This window comes from Streptomyces griseocarneus (genome assembly GCF_014655595.1).
GTDB lineage: Bacteria > Actinomycetota > Actinomycetes > Streptomycetales > Streptomycetaceae > Streptomyces > Streptomyces griseocarneus.
Genome location: NZ_BNBL01000004.1, coordinates 292,819 through 313,008 on the forward strand (window position 1 = coordinate 292,819; position 20,190 = coordinate 313,008).

At 73.7% G+C, this 20,190-nt stretch carries 15 protein-coding genes; 9 read left to right on the plus strand and 6 right to left on the minus strand.

Translation table 11 applies throughout. The features are described 5' to 3' along the window. Positions 1 to 42: 42 nt before the first annotated feature. Positions 43 to 1,155: a LacI family DNA-binding transcriptional regulator gene (locus IE295_RS12830; protein ID WP_190063720.1), complete on the minus strand. Its 1,113-nt coding sequence runs from the start codon at positions 1,153 to 1,155 to the stop codon at positions 43 to 45. Between the two features lie 331 nt (positions 1,156 to 1,486). Between IE295_RS12830 and hisC the strand changes: the two genes are divergently transcribed. The 6 genes from hisC (at position 1,487) to IE295_RS12860 (ending at position 11,906) form a co-directional block, all read left to right on the plus strand. Further along, positions 1,487 to 2,563 carry a histidinol-phosphate transaminase gene (hisC, locus tag IE295_RS12835; RefSeq protein WP_190063721.1) on the plus strand — a complete coding sequence of 359 codons (1,077 nt, stop codon included), beginning with the start codon at positions 1,487 to 1,489 and terminating at the stop codon, positions 2,561 to 2,563. Between the two features lie 259 nt (positions 2,564 to 2,822). Then, positions 2,823 to 4,406 (plus strand): cytochrome ubiquinol oxidase subunit I, encoded by a 1,584-nt coding sequence (locus IE295_RS12840; RefSeq protein ID WP_190063722.1) that lies wholly within the window; start codon positions 2,823 to 2,825, stop codon positions 4,404 to 4,406. A gap of 25 nt (positions 4,407 to 4,431) precedes the next feature. Further along, positions 4,432 to 5,433, plus strand: a complete 1,002-nt coding sequence (cydB, locus tag IE295_RS12845; protein ID WP_190063723.1) for a cytochrome d ubiquinol oxidase subunit II — start codon at positions 4,432 to 4,434, stop codon at positions 5,431 to 5,433. Between the two features lie 18 nt (positions 5,434 to 5,451). Beyond that, positions 5,452 to 8,991, plus strand: coding sequence for a thiol reductant ABC exporter subunit CydD (gene cydD, locus IE295_RS12850; protein WP_190063724.1), 3,540 nt, complete (start codon positions 5,452 to 5,454; stop codon positions 8,989 to 8,991). A 9-nt stretch (positions 8,992 to 9,000) separates the two neighbouring features. Further along, on the plus strand, positions 9,001 to 10,650 hold the full coding sequence (locus tag IE295_RS12855) for a sensor histidine kinase (protein WP_190063725.1): 1,650 nt from the start codon (positions 9,001 to 9,003) through the stop codon (positions 10,648 to 10,650). Between the two features lie 185 nt (positions 10,651 to 10,835). Then, the gene (locus tag IE295_RS12860) at positions 10,836 to 11,906 is read left to right on the plus strand and encodes a peptidoglycan DD-metalloendopeptidase family protein (protein WP_190063726.1); all 1,071 of its coding nucleotides are present in this window, start codon (positions 10,836 to 10,838) and stop codon (positions 11,904 to 11,906) included. A gap of 6 nt (positions 11,907 to 11,912) precedes the next feature. Here IE295_RS12860 and IE295_RS12865 read toward each other — a convergent pair whose 3' ends face one another. Further along, on the minus strand, positions 11,913 to 12,782 hold the full coding sequence (locus tag IE295_RS12865) for a Cof-type HAD-IIB family hydrolase (protein WP_224322992.1): 870 nt from the start codon (positions 12,780 to 12,782) through the stop codon (positions 11,913 to 11,915). A gap of 130 nt (positions 12,783 to 12,912) precedes the next feature. Here IE295_RS12865 and IE295_RS12870 point away from each other — a divergent pair, with 130 nt between their 5' ends. The 3 genes from IE295_RS12870 to pspAB all read left to right on the plus strand — a co-directional run bounded on the left by IE295_RS12870 (position 12,913) and on the right by pspAB (position 15,488). After that, positions 12,913 to 13,812 (plus strand): LLM class flavin-dependent oxidoreductase, encoded by a 900-nt coding sequence (locus tag IE295_RS12870; RefSeq protein ID WP_190063728.1) that lies wholly within the window; start codon positions 12,913 to 12,915, stop codon positions 13,810 to 13,812. Positions 13,813 to 13,965: 153 nt separating this feature from the next. Next, positions 13,966 to 14,868, plus strand: coding sequence for a zinc metalloprotease HtpX (gene htpX / locus IE295_RS12875; protein WP_190063729.1), 903 nt, complete (start codon positions 13,966 to 13,968; stop codon positions 14,866 to 14,868). 35 nt (positions 14,869 to 14,903) lie between these two features. Continuing rightward, positions 14,904 to 15,488, plus strand: a complete 585-nt coding sequence (gene pspAB, locus IE295_RS12880) for a PspA-associated protein PspAB (protein WP_190063730.1) — start codon at positions 14,904 to 14,906, stop codon at positions 15,486 to 15,488. A 37-nt stretch (positions 15,489 to 15,525) separates the two neighbouring features. Here the strand turns inward: pspAB and IE295_RS12885 are convergent, their stop codons facing one another. From IE295_RS12885 to IE295_RS12900, 4 genes are read right to left on the minus strand one after another with little or no spacing between them, the layout of a single operon-like run. Then, entirely contained in the window at positions 15,526 to 16,446 is a 921-nt protein-coding gene (locus IE295_RS12885) for a MerR family transcriptional regulator (protein ID WP_190063731.1), read from the minus strand. A gap of 11 nt (positions 16,447 to 16,457) precedes the next feature. Then, positions 16,458 to 17,369: a metal-dependent hydrolase gene (locus IE295_RS12890; protein WP_190063732.1), complete on the minus strand. Its 912-nt coding sequence runs from the start codon at positions 17,367 to 17,369 to the stop codon at positions 16,458 to 16,460. Positions 17,370 to 17,381: 12 nt separating this feature from the next. Further along, positions 17,382 to 19,178, minus strand: a complete 1,797-nt coding sequence (locus IE295_RS12895) for an SDR family oxidoreductase (protein WP_190063733.1) — start codon at positions 19,176 to 19,178, stop codon at positions 17,382 to 17,384. After that, on the minus strand, positions 19,175 to 20,020 hold the full coding sequence (locus IE295_RS12900; protein ID WP_190063734.1) for a M24 family metallopeptidase: 846 nt from the start codon (positions 20,018 to 20,020) through the stop codon (positions 19,175 to 19,177). The genes IE295_RS12895 and IE295_RS12900 overlap by 4 nt, the downstream gene beginning before the upstream one ends. Positions 20,021 to 20,190: the final 170 nt, after the last annotated feature.

Consider the following 20,190-nt stretch of genomic DNA (forward strand, 5'->3'; position numbering starts at 1 on the left):
GGGCCCGGCGGCGGGTTGCCGGGAGCTTTCCCGGGACGTCCGTCAGGTCGCGGCGGGTCCGCGCGGCGGGCTGACGGTGGTGCGCGGCGGGCGCCGCTGGGACGAGGTCCGCACGATCAGTTCGGTGGGTATGACCTGTTCCACCGGCCGGCCGGTGTCCAGGCCCTCGATGGCGTCGATCAGGAGCTGGACGACCGCGGTGCCGATGCGCCGGGGCTTGAGCGAGAGCGTGGTGATGGGCGGCTCGGTCGTGGCGTAGACGGTGGACTCGCTGCAGCAGACGAGCAGCAGGTCGTCGGGCACGCGCAGCCCGTAGCGGCGGGCGGCGGCGAGCAGGTCGGTGCCGTTGGGGTCGAACAGCCCGTACACCGCGTCGGGCCGGTCGGGGCGGGCCAGCAGGCGGTCGGCGGCCACGGCGCCGGCGCAGGGGTCGTGGGCGGGGTACTCCTCGTAGACCGGGTCCTGGCCGACGCGCTCGCACCAGCGCAGGTAGGCGGTGGTGGACAGGCGCGTGTAGGTGTCCGTGGTGGTGCCGGTGAGCAGGCCGATCCGGCGGGCTCCGGCGTCCGCGAGGTGGTCGAGGATGCCCAGCACGGCGGCCTCGTGGTCGTTGTCGACCCAGGCCGTCACGGGGAGGGTGCCCGCGGGGCGGCCGTCGGAGACCACGGGGATGCCCTGGCGGACCAGGTCGGAGACGACGGGGTCGTGGTCGGAGGGGTCGATGACGACGGTGCCGTCGAGGGCGACGTTCGACCACACGTCGTGCCGGGAGGTGGCGGGGAGGATGACCAGGGCGTAGCCGCGCGCCAGGGCGGCGGACGTGGCCGCTCTCGCCATCTCCGCGAAGTAGGCGAACTCGGTGAAGGTGAAAGGTTCATCCCCGTACGTGGTGACCGTGAGGCCGATGAGGCCCGACTTGCCCGTACGGAGGGTGCGGGCCGCGGCGGAAGGGCGATAGCCCAGCCGGTCGGCGACCTCGCGGACATGGCGGCGGGTCGCGTCCGGTAGCCGGCCCTTGCCGTTGAGCGCGTCGGAGACGGTCGTGATCGAAACCCCGGCGGCGGCGGCAACATCACGGATGCCCGCCCGCCCCTGCCAGCTGCCCCTGCGGGACGGATCCGCCCGGCTCACCTGATGCTTCCCTGCTGCTGTCATGGCGAGCCGATAGTAGGGCTCGGGTGGTCCTTTGGCAGGGCACCGCATTTGACTGTTGACAGGCACGTTTCTGCTCTACCGATTTCCATCAATGATCATGGAAATGAAGGTAGTTGAGCCCATCGACGGTGGGCTGTCGCCCTTTGGCGGATCCGCGTCTCGGCACTGGTCCAGGTCTCGAAGAGGTCTCAACTCACCTTCACGAGGGATGCGCGCCACGGCGTCCGCCACGGCGCGCGCCAGAAAGAGGAGCGCTCCCTCAGCTCTGGACGCCGCCCGGGTCAATCCTCATAAGGTGTGCAGTATTGGCTTCAGTGGAGGAGGACCAGCGGTGACCGAGAAGACCCCGAAGCTGCGTGCGGCGCTCGACGGCGTGCCGACCTACAAGCCGGGCCGGCCGGCGGCGCCCGGCGGACCGGTCGCGTACAAGCTGTCCTCCAACGAGAACCCCTATCCGCCGCTGCCCGGCGTGCTCGAGAGCGCCCTCGCCGCGGCCGCCTCCTTCAACCGCTACCCCGACATGGCGTGCGCGGGCCTGATGGCCGAGCTGGCGGAGCGCTTCGACGTCCCGCTGTCGCACCTGGCCACGGGCACCGGCTCGGTCGGCGTGGCGCAGCAACTGGTGCAGGCGACGGCGGGGCCGGGCGACGAGGTGATCTACGCCTGGCGGTCCTTCGAGGCGTACCCGATCATCACCCAGGTCGCGGGAGCCACTCCCGTGCCGGTGCCGCTGGCCGAGGGGGATGTCCACGACCTGGAGGCGATGCTCGCCGCGATCACCGACCGGACCCGGCTGATCTTCGTCTGCAACCCCAACAACCCCACCGGTACGGTCGTGCGCCGGGCCGAGCTGGAGTCCTTCCTGGACCGGGTGCCTGCCGACGTGCTGGTGGTCCTCGACGAGGCGTACCTGGAGTTCATCCGCGACGAGAACGTCCCCGACGGCATCGACCTCTACCGCACCCGACCGAACGTCTGCGTCCTGCGGACCTTCTCCAAGGCGTACGGGCTGGCCGGGCTGCGGATCGGCTTCGCCGTCGCGCACGAGCCCGTCGCGGCGGCGCTGCGCAAGACGGCGGTGCCGTTCGGCGTGAGCCAGGTGGCCCAGGACGCCGCGGTCGCCTCGCTGCGCAGCGAGGACGCGCTGCGCGAGCGGGTCGACGCGCTGGTGGCGGAGCGTACGCGGGTGGTCGCGGCGCTGGCCGGGCAGGGCTGGACGCTGCCGGAGTCGCAGGCCAACTTCGTCTGGCTGCCGCTGGGGGAGCGGTCGCAGGACTTCGCGGCCGTGTGCGAGCGCGCGGGCGTGGTCGTCCGGCCGTTCCCGGAGGGCGTGCGCGTGACCATCGGCGAGGTCGAGGCGAACGACCTCTTCCTGCGGGCGGCGGAGGAGTTCCGCAAGGAGCTGTAGCCGGGACCGGCCGGCCCCCCACGCACCGCCCGGACGGACAGCGGGGGCCGGCCGGACCTTCAGCAGACGGGGTACCCCCTTCGTGCCAGGGCCGAAGGGGGTACCCCGCTTACTTGTCCGAAAAGACGGTGCGCAATAATGCTTGTGAATGTGAACGCGTTCACAAGCGCGCCTTTATGTCCTTCTTTATCTGTGTCATACGGGGGCAAAGCGTCGGCGTCACGCGTCGGCGGGGGCGCCAGAGGCAAGGAGAGACCGAGTGAATCTGGCTTTGGCTCCGGAAACGCTGGCCCGCTGGCAGTTCGGCATCACGACCGTCTACCACTTCCTCTTCGTACCGCTCACGATCAGTCTCGCCGCGATCACGGCCGGCCTGGAGACGGCCTGGGTCCGCACGGGCAAGGAGAAGTACTTCCACGCCACGAAGTTCTGGGGGAAGCTCTTCCTGATCAACATCGCGATGGGCGTGGTCACGGGCATCGTGCAGGAGTTCCAGTTCGGCATGAACTGGTCGGACTACTCGCGCTTCGTCGGTGACGTCTTCGGCGCTCCGCTCGCGATGGAGGCGCTGCTCGCCTTCTTCTTCGAGTCCACCTTCATCGGCCTGTGGATCTTCGGCTGGGACAAGCTGCCCAAGAAGATCCACTGTGCGTGCATCTGGATCGTGGCCGTCGGCACGATCCTCTCCTCCTACTTCATCCTGGCCGCGAACTCCTGGATGCAGCACCCCGTCGGCTACACCGTCGACAAGGCGACCGGCAAGGCGCAGCTCACCGACATCTGGGCCGTGTTCACGCAGAACACCACCCTGGTCGTCGTCTTCCACACCCTCACCGCGGCCTTCCTCACCGGCGCCGCGTTCGTCGTGGGCGTCTCCTCCTTCCACCTGTGGCGCGCCAAGCGCCGGCGGATCAAGGGCGAGGAACTGGGCGAGAAGCAGCGCAGGCAGCTTCCGGCGATGCTGGCCTCGCTGCGGGTCGGCCTGGTGATCGCGGTGATCGCCGGCCTGGGCACGGCGGTCAGCGGCGACGAGCTGGGCAAGGTGATGTTCGAGCAGCAGCCGATGAAGATGGCGGCCGCCGAGGCGCTGTGGGAGACCCGGGCGCCGGCGCCGTTCTCGGTCTTCGCGGTCGGCGACGTCGGCAAGGGGCACAACAGCGTCGAGATAGAGATCCCCGGCCTGCTCTCCTTCCTCGCCCACAACAACTTCTCCGACGCCGTCCCCGGCATCAACGACATCGCGGCCCAGGAGGCGGCGCGCTACGGCGGCGACCCCGAGGACTACATCCCCAGCATCTTCATGACCTTCTGGGGCTTCCGCCTCATGATCGGCTTCGGGATGACCTCCTTCGTCGCCGCGCTCATCGGCCTGTGGACCACGCGCCGGAAGCTCTGGCTGGCGCCCGAGTACCGCACGGCCGAGGGCGAGATCCCGCGGCTGATGCTGACGAGGACGCGCGAGATGAGCCCCTTCTTCACCAAGTGGTCCTGGCGCATCGGCATCCTCACCATGGGCTTCCCGCTGATCGCCAACTCCTTCGGCTGGATCTTCACCGAGATGGGCCGCCAGCCCTGGGCCGTCTACGGCCTGATGAAGACCGGCAACGCGGTCTCGCCCGGGGTGAGCCAGGGCGAGGTCCTCACCTCCATGGCCGTCTTCACCGCGCTGTACGCGGTGCTCGCGGTGGTCGAGGTCAGGCTGCTGGTGAAGTACGGCTCGGCCGGCCCGGACACCGACGAGAAGCCCCCGGCGAAGGACCCCCGGCTGCGCATGCCGTCCGGCGGGGCGACGGGCGGCGAACAGCCCGAGGACGCCGACAAGCCGATGACCTTCGCGTACTGACGCGCGTCGGAAGGGAGAGACGACCATGCACCTCCACGACTTCTGGTTCCTGTTGATCGCCGTCCTGTGGACCGGCTACTTCTTCCTCGAGGGCTTCGACTTCGGCATCGGCGTCCTGACCCGGCTGCTGGCCCGGGACCGCCCCGAACGCCGGGTGCTGATCAACACGATCGGCCCGGTCTGGGACGGCAACGAGGTCTGGCTGATCACCGCCGCCGGAGCCACCTTCGCGGCCTTCCCCGACTGGTACGCGACCCTCTTCAGCGGCTTCTACCTGCCGCTGCTGGCCATCCTGGTCTGCCTGATCGTGCGCGGCGTGGCCTTCGAGTACCGGCACAAGCGGCCCGAGGAGCGCTGGCAGCGCAACTGGGAGCGCGCGATCTTCTGGTGCTCGCTGCTGCCCGCCTTCCTGTGGGGCGTCGCCTTCGCCAACATCGTGCGGGGCGTGCCGATCGGGCCGGACAAGAACTTCTCCGGTGACGTGTTCGACCTGCTGGGTCCGTACGCCCTGCTCGGCGGCCTGTTCACGCTGGTGCTGTTCACCTTCCACGGCGCGGTCTTCGCGGCGCTCAAGACCGAGGGGGACATCCGGCACCGGGCCAGGGCGCAGGCGCGGTGGTACGGGCTGGCGGCGGTGGCGCTCGCCGCGGCCTTCCTGACCTGGACCCAGGCGGCGTACGGCAACGGCCGCAGCCTGCCGGCGACGGTCGTCGCCGGGGTGGCGCTGCTCGTGGCCCTGGTCCTCAACCGGGCGGGCCGGGAGGGCTGGGCGTTCGCCCTGTCGGGGGTGACGGTCGTGGCGGTCTTCGCCGCGGTGTTCCTCGCGCTGTTCCCCGACGTGCTGCCCTCCTCGACCGATCCGGCCTGGAGCCTGACCGCGGCAGGCGCCGCCTCCAGCCCGTACACGCTGAAGATCATGACGTGGGTCGCGGGCTTCGCGACCCCCCTGATCGTGGGCTACCAGGCCTGGACCTACTGGGTGTTCCGCAAGCGGATCGGCACCCGGCACATTCCGGCAGCGCACTGAGACCGAGAGGTTCGCGCCATGAGGCCCATCGACCCCCGGCTGCTGAAGCACGCCACCGCGACCCGCTTCTTCCTCGTCGCCTCCGTCGTGCTGGGCCTCGCGGGGGCCGGGCTGGTCATCGCCCAGGCGATGCTGATCGCCGAGGTGGTGACCGGCTCGTTCCAGGACGGGCGCACGGCCGGCGGCCTGGCCGTGCCGCTGGCGCTGCTGGCCGCCGTCGCCCTGGGCCGGGCGGCGGTGTCCTGGCTGACCGAGCTGGCCGCGCACCGGGCGAGCGCGGCGGTCAAGTCCGCCCTGCGGACGCGGCTGCTGGAGCACGCGACCCGGCTCGGGCCGGGCCGGGCCGGCCGCAGCACCGGTGAGCTCACCGCCCTCGCCACGCGCGGAATCGACGCGCTGGACGACTACTTCGCCCGTTATCTGCCCCAGCTCGGTCTCGCGGTCGTGGTGCCCGTGGCCGTCCTGGCCCGCATCGTCACCGCCGACTGGCTCTCGGCGCTCGTCATCGTCCTCACGCTCCCCCTCATCCCGCTGTTCATGGCCCTCATCGGCTGGGCCACCCAGAGCCGGATGGACCGGCAGTGGCGGCTGCTGTCCCGGCTGTCCGGGCACTTCCTCGACGTCATCGCCGGGCTGCCCACCCTCAAGGTCTTCGGCCGCGCCAAGGCGCAGGCCGAGTCGATCCGCGCGATCACCGCCGACTACCGGCGGGCGACGCTGCGGACGCTGCGGCTGGCGTTCCTCTCCTCCTTCGCGCTGGAGCTGCTGTCGACGGTGTCGGTGGCGCTGGTGGCCGTCGGCATCGGCATGCGGCTCGTGCACGGCGAACTCGACCTGGCCACCGGCCTGATGGTGCTCGTCCTGGCCCCCGAGGCGTATCTGCCGCTGCGTCAGGTCGGCGCGCAGTACCACGCGGCGGCCGAGGGGCTGGCGGCCGCGGACGAGGTCTTCGCGGTGCTGGAGACCGAGCCCGCGCCGGCCGGCACGCTGCCGGCGCCGGACGCGCGCGGCGCGGCGCTGACGATCGACCGGCTCGTGGTGCGGCACGCGGGCCGCACCGAACCCTCCCTGGCGAAGACCTCGTTCGAGGTGCGGGCCGGGGAGACGGTGGCGGTGACGGGCGCCAGCGGGGTGGGCAAGTCCACGCTGCTGAACGTGCTGCTCGGCTTCGAACGGCCCGCGAGCGGGCGCGTGCTCGTGGGCGGTACGGACCTGGCATCGCTCTCCCCCGACAGCTGGCGGAACCAGGTGGCCTGGGTTCCGCAACGACCCCACCTCTTCGCCGGGACCGTCGCCGAGAACGTACGACTGGCCCGGCCGGACGCGACGGACGCACAGGTGCGGGACGCACTGCGTGCGGCCGGCGCGCTCGAGTTCGTCTCCATGCTGCCGCACGGCACTGACACCCGGCTCGGCGAGGACGGGGCGGGGCTCTCCGCCGGCCAGCGGCAGCGCCTGGCGCTGGCCAGGGCCTTCCTGGCCGACCGGCCGGTGCTGCTGCTCGACGAGCCGACGGCTTCGCTGGACGGGGAGACCGAGGCCGCCGTGGTGGCGGCCGTACGACGGCTGGCGGTCGGGCGGACCGTGGTGCTGGTCGTGCACCGGCCCGCCCTGCTCGCCGTGGCCGACCGGACGGTGCGCCTGGGGGACCGGCCCCTGGGGCCGGGGGAATCGCCCAGCCGCGCGCCCGTTCACCCGGCAGCCCAGGAGGCGCCGGTCGTGGCCGAGGCCGCGGAGCGTGCCGAGGAGGCCGCCGCGCCCGGCCCCGCGCGCGGCGCGGGGGTCCTCTCGCGGGTGCGGGCCGCCGGACGGCCGCTTCGGGCACGGTTCGCCCTGGCGCTGCTGCTGGGCGCCCTGGCCCTCGGCAGTGCCGTCGCGCTCATGGCCACCTCCGGGTGGCTCATCTCGCGGGCCTCGCAACAGCCGCCCGTGCTCTACCTCATGGTCGCCGTCACGGCGACGCGGGCCTTCGGCATCGGGCGGTCGGTCTTCCGTTACGCCGAGCGGCTGGTCTCGCACGACGCCGCGCTGCGGGTGCTGGCCGGGCTGCGGGTGTCGGTCTACCGGCGCCTCGAGCGGCTCGCCCCCGCCGGGCTGCGGGACGTCCGGCGCGGCGATCTGCTCTCGCGGCTGGTCGGGGACGTGGACGCGCTGCAGGACTACTTCCTGCGCTGGGCGCTGCCCGTCGGCTCGGCCGTGGTCGTCGGCGCGGCCTCCGTGGGCTTCACCGCGTGGCTGCTGCCGGAGGCGGGCGCGGTGCTCGCCGCCGGGCTGCTGGTCGCCGGGCCCCTCGTGGCAGCCCTGTCGGGCGCGGTCGCGCGCCGTGCGGAGCGGAAGCTGGCAGGAGCCAGGGGAGAACTCTCCTCCTCCACCGTCGAGTTGCTGACCGGCACGGCCGAACTGACCGTCGCGGGCGCGCTGCCCGCACGGCTGGAGCGGCTGCGGCGCGTGGACGGCGAGCTCACCCGGATCGCGCGCCGGGGCGCCGCCGCGAGCGCCCTCGGTTCCGGCCTGTCGGCGCTGGTCTGCGGGCTGACGGTGGCCGCCGCGGCGTGGGTGGGCGTACAGGCGGTGCACGACGGGCGGCTGGGCGGGGTGTGGCTGGCGGTGGTCGTGCTGGTGCCGCTGGCGGCGTTCGAGGCGGTGGCGGGGCTGCCGCTCGCGGTGCGCAGCCGTCACCTGGTGCGGCGCTCGGCGGAGCGGGTGCACGAGGTGCTGGACGCGCCCGTGCCCGTACGGGACGGCTCGGAGCCCGCGCCCGCGTCGCCGTTCCCGCTGCGGGTGGCCGGGCTGACGGCACGCCACCCGGGGCAGGCGGCACCGGCCCTGGAAGGGTTCGGGCTGGAGCTGACGGCGGGGCGCCGCGTGGCCGTGGTGGGGCGGTCGGGGGCGGGCAAGACGACGCTCGCCCAGGTGCTGCTGCGCTTCCTGGACGCCGAGGAGGGCTCGTACACCCTGGGCGGGCGGTCCGCCGCGCTGATGGACGGTGACGGGGTGCGGCGCCTGGTGGGGTTGTGCGCGCAGGACGCGCACATCTTCGACAGCTCCCTGCGCGAGAACCTGCGCCTCGCGCGCCCCGGCGCGGACGACGCCGCCCTGCGGCGGGCGCTGGCGGCGGCGCGGCTGCTGGACTGGGTCGACGGGCTGCCGCGGGGGCTGGACACCATGGTCGGCGAGCACGGGGCACGGCTGTCCGGCGGCCAGCGGCAGCGGCTGGCGCTGGCCCGGGCGCTGCTCGCGGACTTCCCCGTGCTGGTGCTGGACGAGCCCGCCGAGCACCTGGACCTCGCGACGGCCGACGCGCTGACCGCCGACCTGCTGGCGGCGACCGAGGGCCGTACGGCCGTACTGATCACCCACCGGCTGGCCGGGCTGGCGGCGGTCGACGAGGTGATCGTGCTGGACGCGGGCCGCGTGGTGCAGCGGGGGGCGTACGAGGCGCTGGCGCGGGAGAGCGGGCCGTTCCGGCGGATGCTGGAGCGGGAGGCCGCCGAGGACGCGCACTCCGGGGCGGACACCAGCCGTAAGGCGCTTTCCCTGGCAAATGGCACTTATTAGGCTCGTGCCATGGCAGCGACGGATCAGCCCTCCGCCCCGCGGGACGCCCCCGGGCCCGCCGACGGCGCCCGGGACTCGCTGGACGCCGCCACGGAGGCCACCCGCAGCTTCCAGGGCCTGTCCACCGAGCTGACCGGGCGGGTGCCGCAGCTGCTGGAGGCCATGCGCTCGGTCGGCACCGGCCCGGAGCTGCACAGCACCCTCGACCGGATCGCCCAGACGGCCGCCGAGCTGGCCGACGCCCGGTACGCCGCCATCGGGGTCATCGACCCCTGCGGCGAGGGGCTGTCGGACTTCATCACGTACGGCGTCGCGGCGGATCAGTACGAGGACATCGCCGACATCGCCGCCTTCCCCGACGGCCAGCACGCCCTCGGTGTCCCCATCCGGGTCGGGGGCGAGATCTTCGGCAACCTCTACCTCACCGAGAAGCGCGGCGGCGGCGAGTTCAGCGTCGCGGACCTGCACATGGTGAAGATCCTGGCGACGGAGGCGGGCATCGCCATCGGCAACGCGCGCGTGCACGACGAGAGCCGCCAGCGCATGCGCTGGATCGACGGCTCCGTGGCCGTCACCACCGCGCTGCTGTCGGGCAGCGACGCCGAGGACGCGCTGTCCGTCGTGGCCGAGCAGGCGCGGCGGCTCGCCGACTCCGCCGCCGGCATCGTGCTGCTGCCGGACGGCGAGGGCGGCCTGGAGATGGTGGCCGTCTCCGCCGACGACCCCGCCGGGCTGCTGGGGACGGTGATACCGCCGCACAGCCCGGTCGCCTCCCTGCTGCTCGCGGGCGAGCCGGTCTTCATCGACGACTCGGCCACCGACCCGCGCATGATCACCGAGGTCGCGCCCCGCTTCGGCCCGAGCATGCTCCTGCCGCTCAAGAGCGGCGACCGCGTGCTGGGCACCCTCGCCACGCCCCGCGCGCGCGGCGCCCGGAAGTACACCGCCACCGAGCGCACCCTGGCGGCGCAGTTCGCCGCCCAGGCCGCGCTGGCCCTCGTGCTGGCCGAGGCGCAGCGCGACCGGGAGCGGCTGGCCGTCTTCGAGGACCGCGACCGCATCGCGCGGGACCTGCACGACCTGGTCATCCAGCGGCTGTTCGCCACCGGGCTGCTGCTGGAGAGCGCCCAGCGCCTCGCGGTCGTACCGGAGGTCCGCACGAAGGTCGGGCAGGCCGTCGACGAGCTGGACGTGACCATCCAGGAGATCCGGACGGCCATCTTCGCCCTCCAGCAGGGGCCCGCGGAGGCCCCCGCGGGCTTGCGCACGCGCGTCCTGCGCGAGCTGGGCACGGCGGCCGTGCCGCTCGGTTTCCAGCCCTCCGCGACGTTCGTCGGCCCGGTCGACGCGAAGGTCGGCGAACTGACCGGCAAGAACCTCATCGCCGCGCTGCGCGAAGCACTCTCCAACGCCTTCCGGCACGCGCGCGCGTCCCGGATCGAGATCGTGGTCGACGCGACGGTCACGCTGGAGGACGGCCGGGAGGCGGTGCGGCTCACGGTCGCCGACGACGGGGTCGGCATCCCCGAGGGCGGCCGGCGCAGCGGGCTGCGCAACCTCGCCAAGCGGGCCGAGTCGCTGGGCGGCTCCAGCTCGTACGGGCCGGGCCTGGGCGAGGACGGGGGCGGCACGAAGGTGGTGTGGGAAGCGCCCCTGTGAGCTCGGTGAGCCCTGTGGGGGCTCCTGTGCGGCTTCGGCGGTCCCCGTGAGGGCTCCGATGGTCCCTGTGGGGGCTCCGGTAGTGCCGTCCAGCCGTAAATCTTCCGCCGAACGGTCCTGTGTGGACGCGCTCGGGTGGCGCCCGGGCCAAGATCGCGAACATGCGATGTTCCTATCGTTCCGGCGTGGCGCTGTGTGCCGTGTGGATGGCGGTCTCCTCCCTGCCCGCCTCCGGGCCCCCCGCCGCCTTCAGGGCCGTCCCGCAGCAGCTCGTGCGGGCAAGCTCCGAGGTGGTGCGGCTGGCGCAGGAGGCGGGGCGGGCGGCGCAGCGCTACGAGCGCGGGCTGCGCGTGGTGAACGACCAGCGGTCACAGGTGCGGCGGATCGCCCACGAGCTGCACGGCCAGCGGGTCGTCTCGGCGGCGCTGCGGCAGGACGCCGGGGCCGTCGCCCGCGCGCAGTACCGCACCGCCGGCTTCACCGCTTCCGGCGGCCTCGCGCCCGCCGAGGCCGCCGACCCCGTCGAGCTGCTGGAGCTGCAGGCGGGCGAGACCGACCGGCGCGAGCGACTGGCGCGCATGCTGATCGAGGCGGACGCCAGGAGCCGCCGCCTGGCCGCCGAGGAGGGGGCGTCCGCCGACTCCTACGCGGTCGTCGACGCGGACGTCACCCGGATGCGCGGCGAGAAGGCCGAACTCGAGAGGCGGCTGGCAAAGGCGCGCAGCGACCTGAACGGCATGGCGGAGGCGTCCATCCGCAGCGGCCGCTGCACGCCCGTGGACCTCGACGGCCTGCAGAGCGAGATCCAGGACAACCGGGGCTCCGTCGACCGCGCGGCGGAGATCTCCCCCAGCGGCTGGACGCGGCCGCTGTTGTCGTACGAGCTCACCGCCGGCTTCGGGGGCACGGGCGCGCGCTGGAGCAACGGGCACACCGGACAGGACTTCGCCGTCCCCATCGGCACGCCCGTGCGGGCGGTCGGGGCCGGCACCGTGGTCTCGATCGGGTGCGGGGGCCCCTTCGGCATCAGCATGGTCCTGCGGCACGACGGCGGCTGGCACTCGCAGTACGCCCACCTGTCGGCGCCCGTCGTGCCACAGGGGCGGCGCGTGCGCGCCGGCGAGTGGATCGGGCTGTCGGGGACCACCGGGAACTCCACCGGCCCGCACCTGCACCTGGAGATCCGCCGGTCGGCGGAGTTCGGCACGGCCGTCGACCCCGTGGGCTGGCTGCGCAGCCGGGGGGTCGACCTCTAGGGGCCCTTACGGGCGGGGCAGGGCGTGCAGGATCTGCTCGATGACCAGCGCCACGCCGTCCTCGGTGTTGGCCGCGGTGCGGTGCGTGGTCGCGGCCAGCACCTCGGGGTGGGCGTTGGCCATGGCGTACGAGGTGCCCGCCCAGGTGAGCATCTCCAGGTCGTTGGGCATGTCGCCGAACGCCACGACCTCCTCGGCGGCGATGCCGCGCCGCTCGCACCACAGGGCGAGGGTGCTGGCCTTGCTGACGCCCGGGCCGCTGATCTCCAGCAGCGCCGTCGGGCTGGAGCGGGTGAACGAGCCGTGCTCGCCGGCCGCCGTGCGGGCCCGGCGCAGGAAGTCGTCCGGGGCGATGTCGGGGTGGAAGGCGAGCAGCTTGAGGATGGGCGCCCCCGGGCCGTCGCCGCCGTCCAGCAGCTCCTCGGCGGAGGCGATCGCCGCGCCCGGCTCGGACCGGAAGGGCGGGTACTCCGGCTCGTAGTGGATGCCCGAGGTGCGCTCGATGGCGAAGGAGGCACCGGGCGCGGCGGCGCGCACCGCCCGCACGATGGCGAGGGCGGCGGCCTCCGCCAGCGGGCGGACCTCGATGAACCGGCCCCCGTCGTGCAGGTCGGCCACCACGGCGCCGTTGGCGCAGATCGCCAGGCCGTGGCCGTGCACGTGGTCCCTGACCACGTCCATCCAGCGGGCCGGGCGGCCGGTGACGAAGAAGACCTCGATGCCGGCCGCCTCGGCGGCGGCGAGGGCCGCGACCGTACGGTCGGAGACCGTCTGGTCGTCCCGCAGCAGGGTGCCGTCGAGGTCGGTGGCGATCAGCCGGGGGGTGGCGGCCGGCCGGCGGGGCGCCGCGGTCTCGGGCTCGGTAGCGGAAGTCACGGCCCCATTCTCGTCCACCGGCGGGAGCCCGGCGTACAAGCGTGCGACGCATGCGCACTCTTGAGCCTGGCGGAGCCCGTGGGACCGCCGGGTGCCCTGCTTGTCGGACCCAGCGCCTAGGCTCGGGGGCATGCGACTGAGCACCGTGATCCTTCCCGACCGCCGCTGGTCCGAGGGCGGCCGTGAGTCCTGGCAGCGCGCCGAGGAGCTGGGCTTCCACACCGCGTACACCTACGACCACCTGTCCTGGCGCACCTTCCGGGACGGCCCCTGGTTCGGCGCGATACCGACCCTGACGGCGGCCGCCGGCGTCACCTCCCGCCTGCGCCTGGGCACGCTGGTGACCTCCCCGAACTTCCGCCACCCCGTCACGCTCGCCAAGGAGCTCATCTCCCTGGACGACATCTCCGGCGGCCGCGTCACGCTGGGCATCGGCGCCGGGGGATCCGGCTTCGACGCCACGGCCCTGCTCAAGGGCGGCCAGGACCCGTGGACGCCGCGGCAGCGCGCCGACCGCTTCGCCGAGTTCGTCCCGCTGCTGGACCGCCTGCTCACCGAGGACGTCGTCACCTCCGAGGGCGAGCACTACTCGGCGCACGAGGTGCGCAACATCCCCGGCTGCGTGCAGCGCCCCCGGCTGCCCTTCGCGGTCGCCGCCACCGGCCCGCGCGGCATGCGGCTGGCCGCCCGCCACGGACAGGCCTGGGTGACCACGGGCGACCCGAAGCTCTACGAGACGGGCACCCCGGAGCAGTCCCTGGCGGCCATCGGCGGTCAGATCGAGCGGCTGGGCGCGGTGTGCGCCGAGGCCGGCCGGGACGTCGCCGACCTGCGCAAGGTGCTCCTCACGGGCTTCACCCCCGACCGGCCGCTGGAGTCCTTCGACGCCTTCGTGGACTTCGCGGGCGCCCACGCCGAGCTCGGCATCGACGAGATCGTCGTGCACTGGCCGATCGCCGACTCGATGTTCGCCTCGGACGTCGCCGTCTTCGAGAAGATCGCCACGGAGGCGCTCGCGCAGCTGTCCTGACCGCCGCGCCGCCGGGCCGGGCGCCGGCCGCTGATTCCCGGCTGCCGAGGGAGAACCAGGAGCCGTCGAGGGAGGACCGGGAGTCGTCGAGGGAGAATCGGGAGAGGAAAGCTTCTCCGCGGGCACGGCCCGCGGGGGCCTTGGAGGTGCGCCGTGCAAGGCACCCGATTCGCCCCCGACCGGGGGCTGACCACCCGCATGGCCGCCACGATGTTCTTCATCGGGCTGCTGTACGTGGTCTTCGTGGGCGTGCTGGTGGCGCTGCTGCGCGGCGCCTGGCCGCTGATCCTGCTCCTGGCGGGCGGGATGTTCGTCGCCCAGTTCTGGTTCAGCGACCGGATCGCGGCCTACGGCATGGGCGCCCGGGAGGTCACCCCCGAGCAGGCGCCCGAGCTGCACGGCGCCGTCGACCGGCTGTGCGCGCTCGCGGACATGCCCAAGCCCAGGGTGGCGGTGGCCGACAGCGACGTGCCCAACGCCTTCGCCACCGGCCGCAACCGGCGCAACGCCCTGGTGTGCGCGACGACCGGCCTGCTGCGCAGGCTGGAGCCGGAGGAGCTCGAGGGCGTGCTGGCCCACGAGCTCTCCCACGTCGCCCACCGCGACGTCGCGGTCATGACCGTCGCGTCCTTCCTGGGCGTCCTGGCCGGGATCATCACCCGCGTCGGGCTGTGGGGCGGCCTGCGCCGCGTGGGCGACCGCGACAGCAACACCGCCGTGCTGGTGGTGCTGATCCCCCTGGTCAGCGCCGTGGTCTACGCCATCAGCTTCCTGCTCACCCGGATGCTCTCGCGCTACCGCGAGCTGTCCGCCGACCGGGCGGCCGCCCTGCTGACGGGCCGGCCCTCGGCCCTGGCCTCCGCACTCACCAAGATCACTGGCCAGATGGCCCGGATCCCCACGCGCGACCTGCGCCAGGCCGAACCGTTCAACGCCTTCTACTTCGCGCCCGCCTTCTCCGGCGAGGGCCTGAACCGGCTGCTGTCCTCGCACCCCACCCTCGAGCAGCGCCTCGACCAGCTGGGCAGGATCTCCGCGCGCCTCGGCCTCGCCTGAGGGCCTGGGAAGAGCCAGGGAAGGAGACTTCGGTCGTGGGCTTCCTGGATGTCATCCTCGGCCGCGGCAAGCCGGTCCTCCCGGACCTCGACCGGCTCTTCGCCCTGCCGTCCGCCGCCGTCACGCTGCAGGCGGGCGCGGGCTTCGTCCCCACCGGACGGGGCTCGGTGTGCTTCGCCAGCGTGGAGGGCGGGGCGTTCGACCGGATCCGCGAGGACGTACGGGCACTGCTGGACGCCGACACCGGGCGGGGAGGGGTGCCGGTCGAGTTCAGCCGGGACTCCTACGGCTACACCTGGCTGCTCGCACGGCAGCCGGCCGACGACCCGGCCGCGCTGGTCAACGACCTGCACGCGGTGAACACCCTGCTGCAGGAGGGGGGTTTCGGCCCCCAGCTGCTCTGTTCGCTGATGGGCTTCCGCGACGCGGGCGGGCGCCCGCTCGCGCTCGTCTACCTCTACAAGCGCGGCACGTTCTACCCCTTCGCGCCGCTCCCGGGCGGTGCGGACCGGCGGGACAACGGCCTGGAGCTCCAAGCGAGGGCGCTGCTGGAGAGCGAGCTGCCGGTCGAGCGGGACCTGGGCCGCTGGTTCCCGGTGTGGGGCGCACCGGGGCTGTGAGCGGGGGCCGTGTGCCGGGCCGGGCCCGGTGCCGCCGTCAGCGGCGGCGGACGAGCCCGTCCATGGCCCGGGCCCGCACCTCGCGCTCGGCGGCGGCGGTGATGAACGCGGCGGCGTTCTCCGGCCCGACCAGCGCCCGCACGGCCCGTACCGTGCCGGCGGGCAGGGCGACGTCCTCCCGCGCCGCCGGGGCCGGCCGCCCGGGGACGTCCGGATCCTCCGCCGCCACCGCGCCCAGGTGGTCGCGGAGGTAGCGGGTGGCCAACGTGCGCATCGCGCGGGCCAGTTCGGCGTCGACCGTCTGCTGGGCCAGGGGGCGCAGCCGGCGGACGAGGGAGGCGGCCTCGGCCGCCTCCTCGTCGGTGGGCGGGTGGTTCAGGTACGGATGGAAGACGTGCTCGGTGGTGAAGTCCAGGAAGCGGGTGGCGATGTGCTCGACCTGGACGCGCAGTTCGCGCAGGTGGCCGGATATGGCGGGCAGCGGGACCCCGGCCGCGTGCAGCTCGGCGGCGACGGCCAGCTCCTGGGGGCTGGGCACGAGGAACTCGTCGGGCGAGGAGGGCACCCGCACCAGCACGCCGAGCTCCACCGCCTCCTCGACGGCGTCGTCGTCCGGCCCGCCGCCGAACCTCTCGCCGAGCTCCGCGCGGGTGATCCGGCCCGGCTCCTCGTCCGTCCAGGGTCCGTCGACCTCCGCCACCAGCCCCAGGACCCCGCCGAGCCCGCGCCCCGCGTCCCAGGCCTCCAGCAGGTCCTTGATGCTGGCCAGGGTGTAGCCGCGGTCCAGGAGGCCGGCGATCTGGCGCAGCCGGGCCAGGTGGGTGTCGCGGTAGACGTTCGCCCGGCCGCGCCGCTCGGGCTTGGGCAGCAGCCCGCGGTCCTGGTAGGCGCGGATCGTGCGGACCGTGGCGCCGCTGCGGTGCGCCAGGTCCTCGATCCGGTACTCGACGTCGGTCATGAGGTGGCTCCTTACGAAATGGCCGCGCGGCCCATCGCGCCCGCCGCGGCCCGTGCCGCGGGTGAGGTCGCCAGATAGTCGACGGCTCTTCGCAGCGACCCCTCCTGCGAGGGATGGTACGACCGCCGCAGGTACCGGGGGACGGCCGAGCCGAGCTCCCGCCAACCGGGCAGTATCCCCTTGGCGACGGCGCGGTTGTGGGCGCGCAGTCCGTAGCGCATCCGGCCCGCCAGCTTCGGGTCGTTGCGTATGAGATAGGCGGCTCCCGTGGCCCACAGGTACGCCAGCCACGGTGCGGCGACGGCCATGCCCAGCAGGCGGCGGGCGTAGCGGCCGGGGTCCTCGCCGCCGCAGTGCTCGTACATGTCGAAGGCCACGGAGCGGTGTTCGACCTCCTCCGCGCCGTGCCAGCGCAGCAGGTCCAGCATGACCGGGTCCGGCCCTGCCCGGTCCAGGTCGTCCGATCTCAGCACCCAGTCCCCCAGCACGGCCGTGAACTGCTCGACCGCCGCGACCACCGACAGCCGCCAGCGCAGCCACTCGCGCTCGCTCAGCGAGAGGCCGAACGGCGGCTTCTCGCCCAGGAGTACGTCGAAGAGGAAGTCCAGCCGCCGGAGGTACGGTCCGGTGTCCAGGCCCTGTGCGGCGAGGTGGGTCAGCACGTGGGAGTGCTGGGTGCTGTGGGTGGACTCCTGGCCCATGAAGCCCTTGACGTCCTTCAGCAGCGCCTCGTCGGTCACCAGCGGCAGGGCCTCTCTGAAGACCTTGACGAACCAGCGCTCCCCGGCCGGGAGCAGCAGGTGGAGGACGTTGATGACATGGGTGGCGGTGGGCTCGTCGGGTATCCAGTGCAGCGGGGTGTCCCGCCAGTCGAACGCCACGCGCCGTGGCGCTATGCGGTAGTAGGGATGGCTGACGCTCATCAGGGATCTCCTCTACAGCGGGGGGTCGATCCGGGCGATGGCGCGCCCCAGCCGGGGCGCGAAGCGGGAGATGAGGCGCAGGCCGTGCGCCTCGGGGGCCACCGGCACCACGGCCCGGTCGCGGAGCACGGCCCGCAGGACGGCCTGGGCGACCTTCTCCGGGGGATAGCCGCGCCGGGCGTAGGCCCGGCCGACCTTCTCCCGGCGGAGCCGCTGCTCCTCCTCGGTCAGGCCCGCGAAGCGGGTGGCCGCGACGATGCCGGTGTCCACGATGCCGGGGCAGATCGCGCTCACGCCGATGCCCTGGCCGGCCAGCTCGGCGCGCAGGCACTCGCTCAGCATCAGCACGGCCGCCTTGGACGTGCTGTACGCGGGGAGGGTCTTGGAGGGCTGGAAGGCGGCGGCGGAGGCGGTGTTGACGATGTGGCCGCCCTGCCCGCGCTCGGCCATCTGCCGGCCGAAGGTGCGGCAGCCGTGGATGACGCCCCACAGATTGACGTCGAGGACCTTGCGCCAGTCCTCGGCGGACGTCTCCATGAACGTGCCGCCCAGGCCGATGCCGGCGTTGTTGACCAGCACGTCCACCACGCCGTACTCGGCGGCGACCTTGGCGGCCAGCTTCTCCATCGCCGCTTCGTCCGAGACGTCGCAGACCTCGGCCCAGGCCTGTGGCGCGCCGGTCAGGCGGGCGAGCTCGGCCGTGCGGGCCGCGCCCTCGGCGTCCCGGTCGACGGCGACGACCCTCGCCCCGGCCTCCGCGAAGGCGAACGCCGTGGCCCGGCCGATCCCGCCGGCCGCGCCCGTCACCAGCACCAGCCGCCCGCCGAACCGCTGGGCGTACGGGCCGCCGCCCGCCGGCGGCCGGGCGGGCGCGCCCTCCTGCCGGGCGGCCTCCTGAGCCGTGACGAACTCGGCGAGCCAGGCGGACACCTGGTCGGGCCGGCTGCGCGGCACCCAGTGTTTGGCGGCGATCGTGCGCCGCACCAGACGGGGGGCCCACCGCTCGAGGTCGTCGTAGAGACGCTCGGAGAGGTAGGCGTCACCGGTGGGGGTGATCAGCTGGACGGGGACGTGGGCGTAGGCGTCCGGGCGCGGCCGGCGCAGCCTGGCGCGGACGTTGTCGCGGTAGAGCCAGGCGCCGTGGGCGGCGTCCCGCGGCAGGGAGTCGGTGGGGTAGCCGCCGGAGACGTCCGGGGGCAGCTTCTCCAGCCGCTCGAGCATCGCGGGCCACCGGCGGCCGAGCGGTCCGCGCCAGGCCGCCTCCGGCAGGGCCGGGGTGTGCAGGGCGTACACGTACCAGGACCGGGCGCCCTGGCCGAGCACCTGCGCCAGGCGGCGCGGGGTGGGCCGGGTGGTCCGCCGTCTGATCCAGTGCCCGAAGTGGTCCAGGGAGGGGCCCGAGATGGACGTGAAGGAGGCCACGCGCCCCTCGGTGCGCGGGACGGTCACGAACTCCCAGCCCTGCACCGATCCCCAGTCGTGCCCCACCAGGTGCACCGGCGCGCCGGGGCTGACCGCGTCCGCGACGGCAAGGAAGTCGTCCGTCAGCTTCTCGAGCGTGAATCCGCCCCGCAGCGGGACGGGCGCCGTGGAGCGGCCGTGGCCCCGGACGTCGTAGAGCACGACGTGGAAGCGGTCGCGCAGCCGCAGGGCGACGTCGGCCCAGACCTCCTTGCTGTCCGGATAGCCGTGCAGCAGCACGACCGTCGGCCGCCCGGCGTCGCCGAGCTCCACCACGCTCAGCTCGATGCCACCCGTACGCACGCGGCGCTCCCGCGCCCCCTCGATTCCCGTGCCGTCCCCGCTCATGCGACCGCCCCCTCCTCCTGCCAGCGCCGCACGTGCGGCAGATCGTCGTCCAGCCAGAAAGCGCTCTCCTCGGGGTCCCGGGAGTCGGTGACCACCAGGAGCTCCTCGAACTTCACGCCCGTCCCCCGGAAGCCCAGGTGCGGCTCGACCGCCCACAGGCCGGGCCGCGGCGGGTGGTCGGAGAAGCGGTGCGGGCTCCACAGCGGCGACCAGCCCTCCCGGTGGCCGCGGACCGCGTCCGAGGCGAGCCCCTTGAGCGACTGCGTGCCGAACCCGAACAGGCTCGGCGACCAGCGGCGTTCACGTATGCGGCCCACCTTGTGCGCGATCACTCCGAAGGGATAGGCGCGGTGGCGGTTGGCGTAGCCCTGGCGCGTCATGAGCCGGTCCACCGCCTCGTAGATCTCCCGCAGTGGCCGGCGCTCGCGCACCTCGCGCAGGATCAGCGCGCGGTGGGCCGCGAGGTCCGTCATGAGCCGGTCGTGCAGCCGGTCCGGGCCCAGGCAGCCCGCGTAGCCGACGTCGGCGGTGAAGCCCCGGTGGACCGGGGCGAGGTCGAGGATGAACGGCATCCCCGGCTCCAGCCGCCGCCCGGTGGGGAAGAACTGCGTCGGCACCCGGAAGCCCGCGAAGGCCGTGCGGTCGCCGAACCACGCGAACGGCAGGTGGAACCAGTCCCGCACCCCGCGCTCGCGCAGCCATTCGCGCTGCATCCGGGCCGCGTCGCGCTCGGTCACCCCCGGCGCGAGGCGGGCCGCGACCGCCTCCGCGCATGCGTACGCCAGGCGCTGCACCTCCCGGAAGCCGCCCAGCTCAGCCTCGTCCGTCACGCCAGCCGCCATGCCACCCCTCCGACCAAGGCCCCAGCCGTGCACGCAAGTTGACACTGGTGACTGTGACAATGTCCGGCGGCTGCGTCAAGGCCCCCGCACGGCCCTGTGGAAAACTTCCCTCGTCCCTTCGGTCCCACCTCCCCGGGCATGTCAGACCCGAGGACTACGCCGATCCAGCC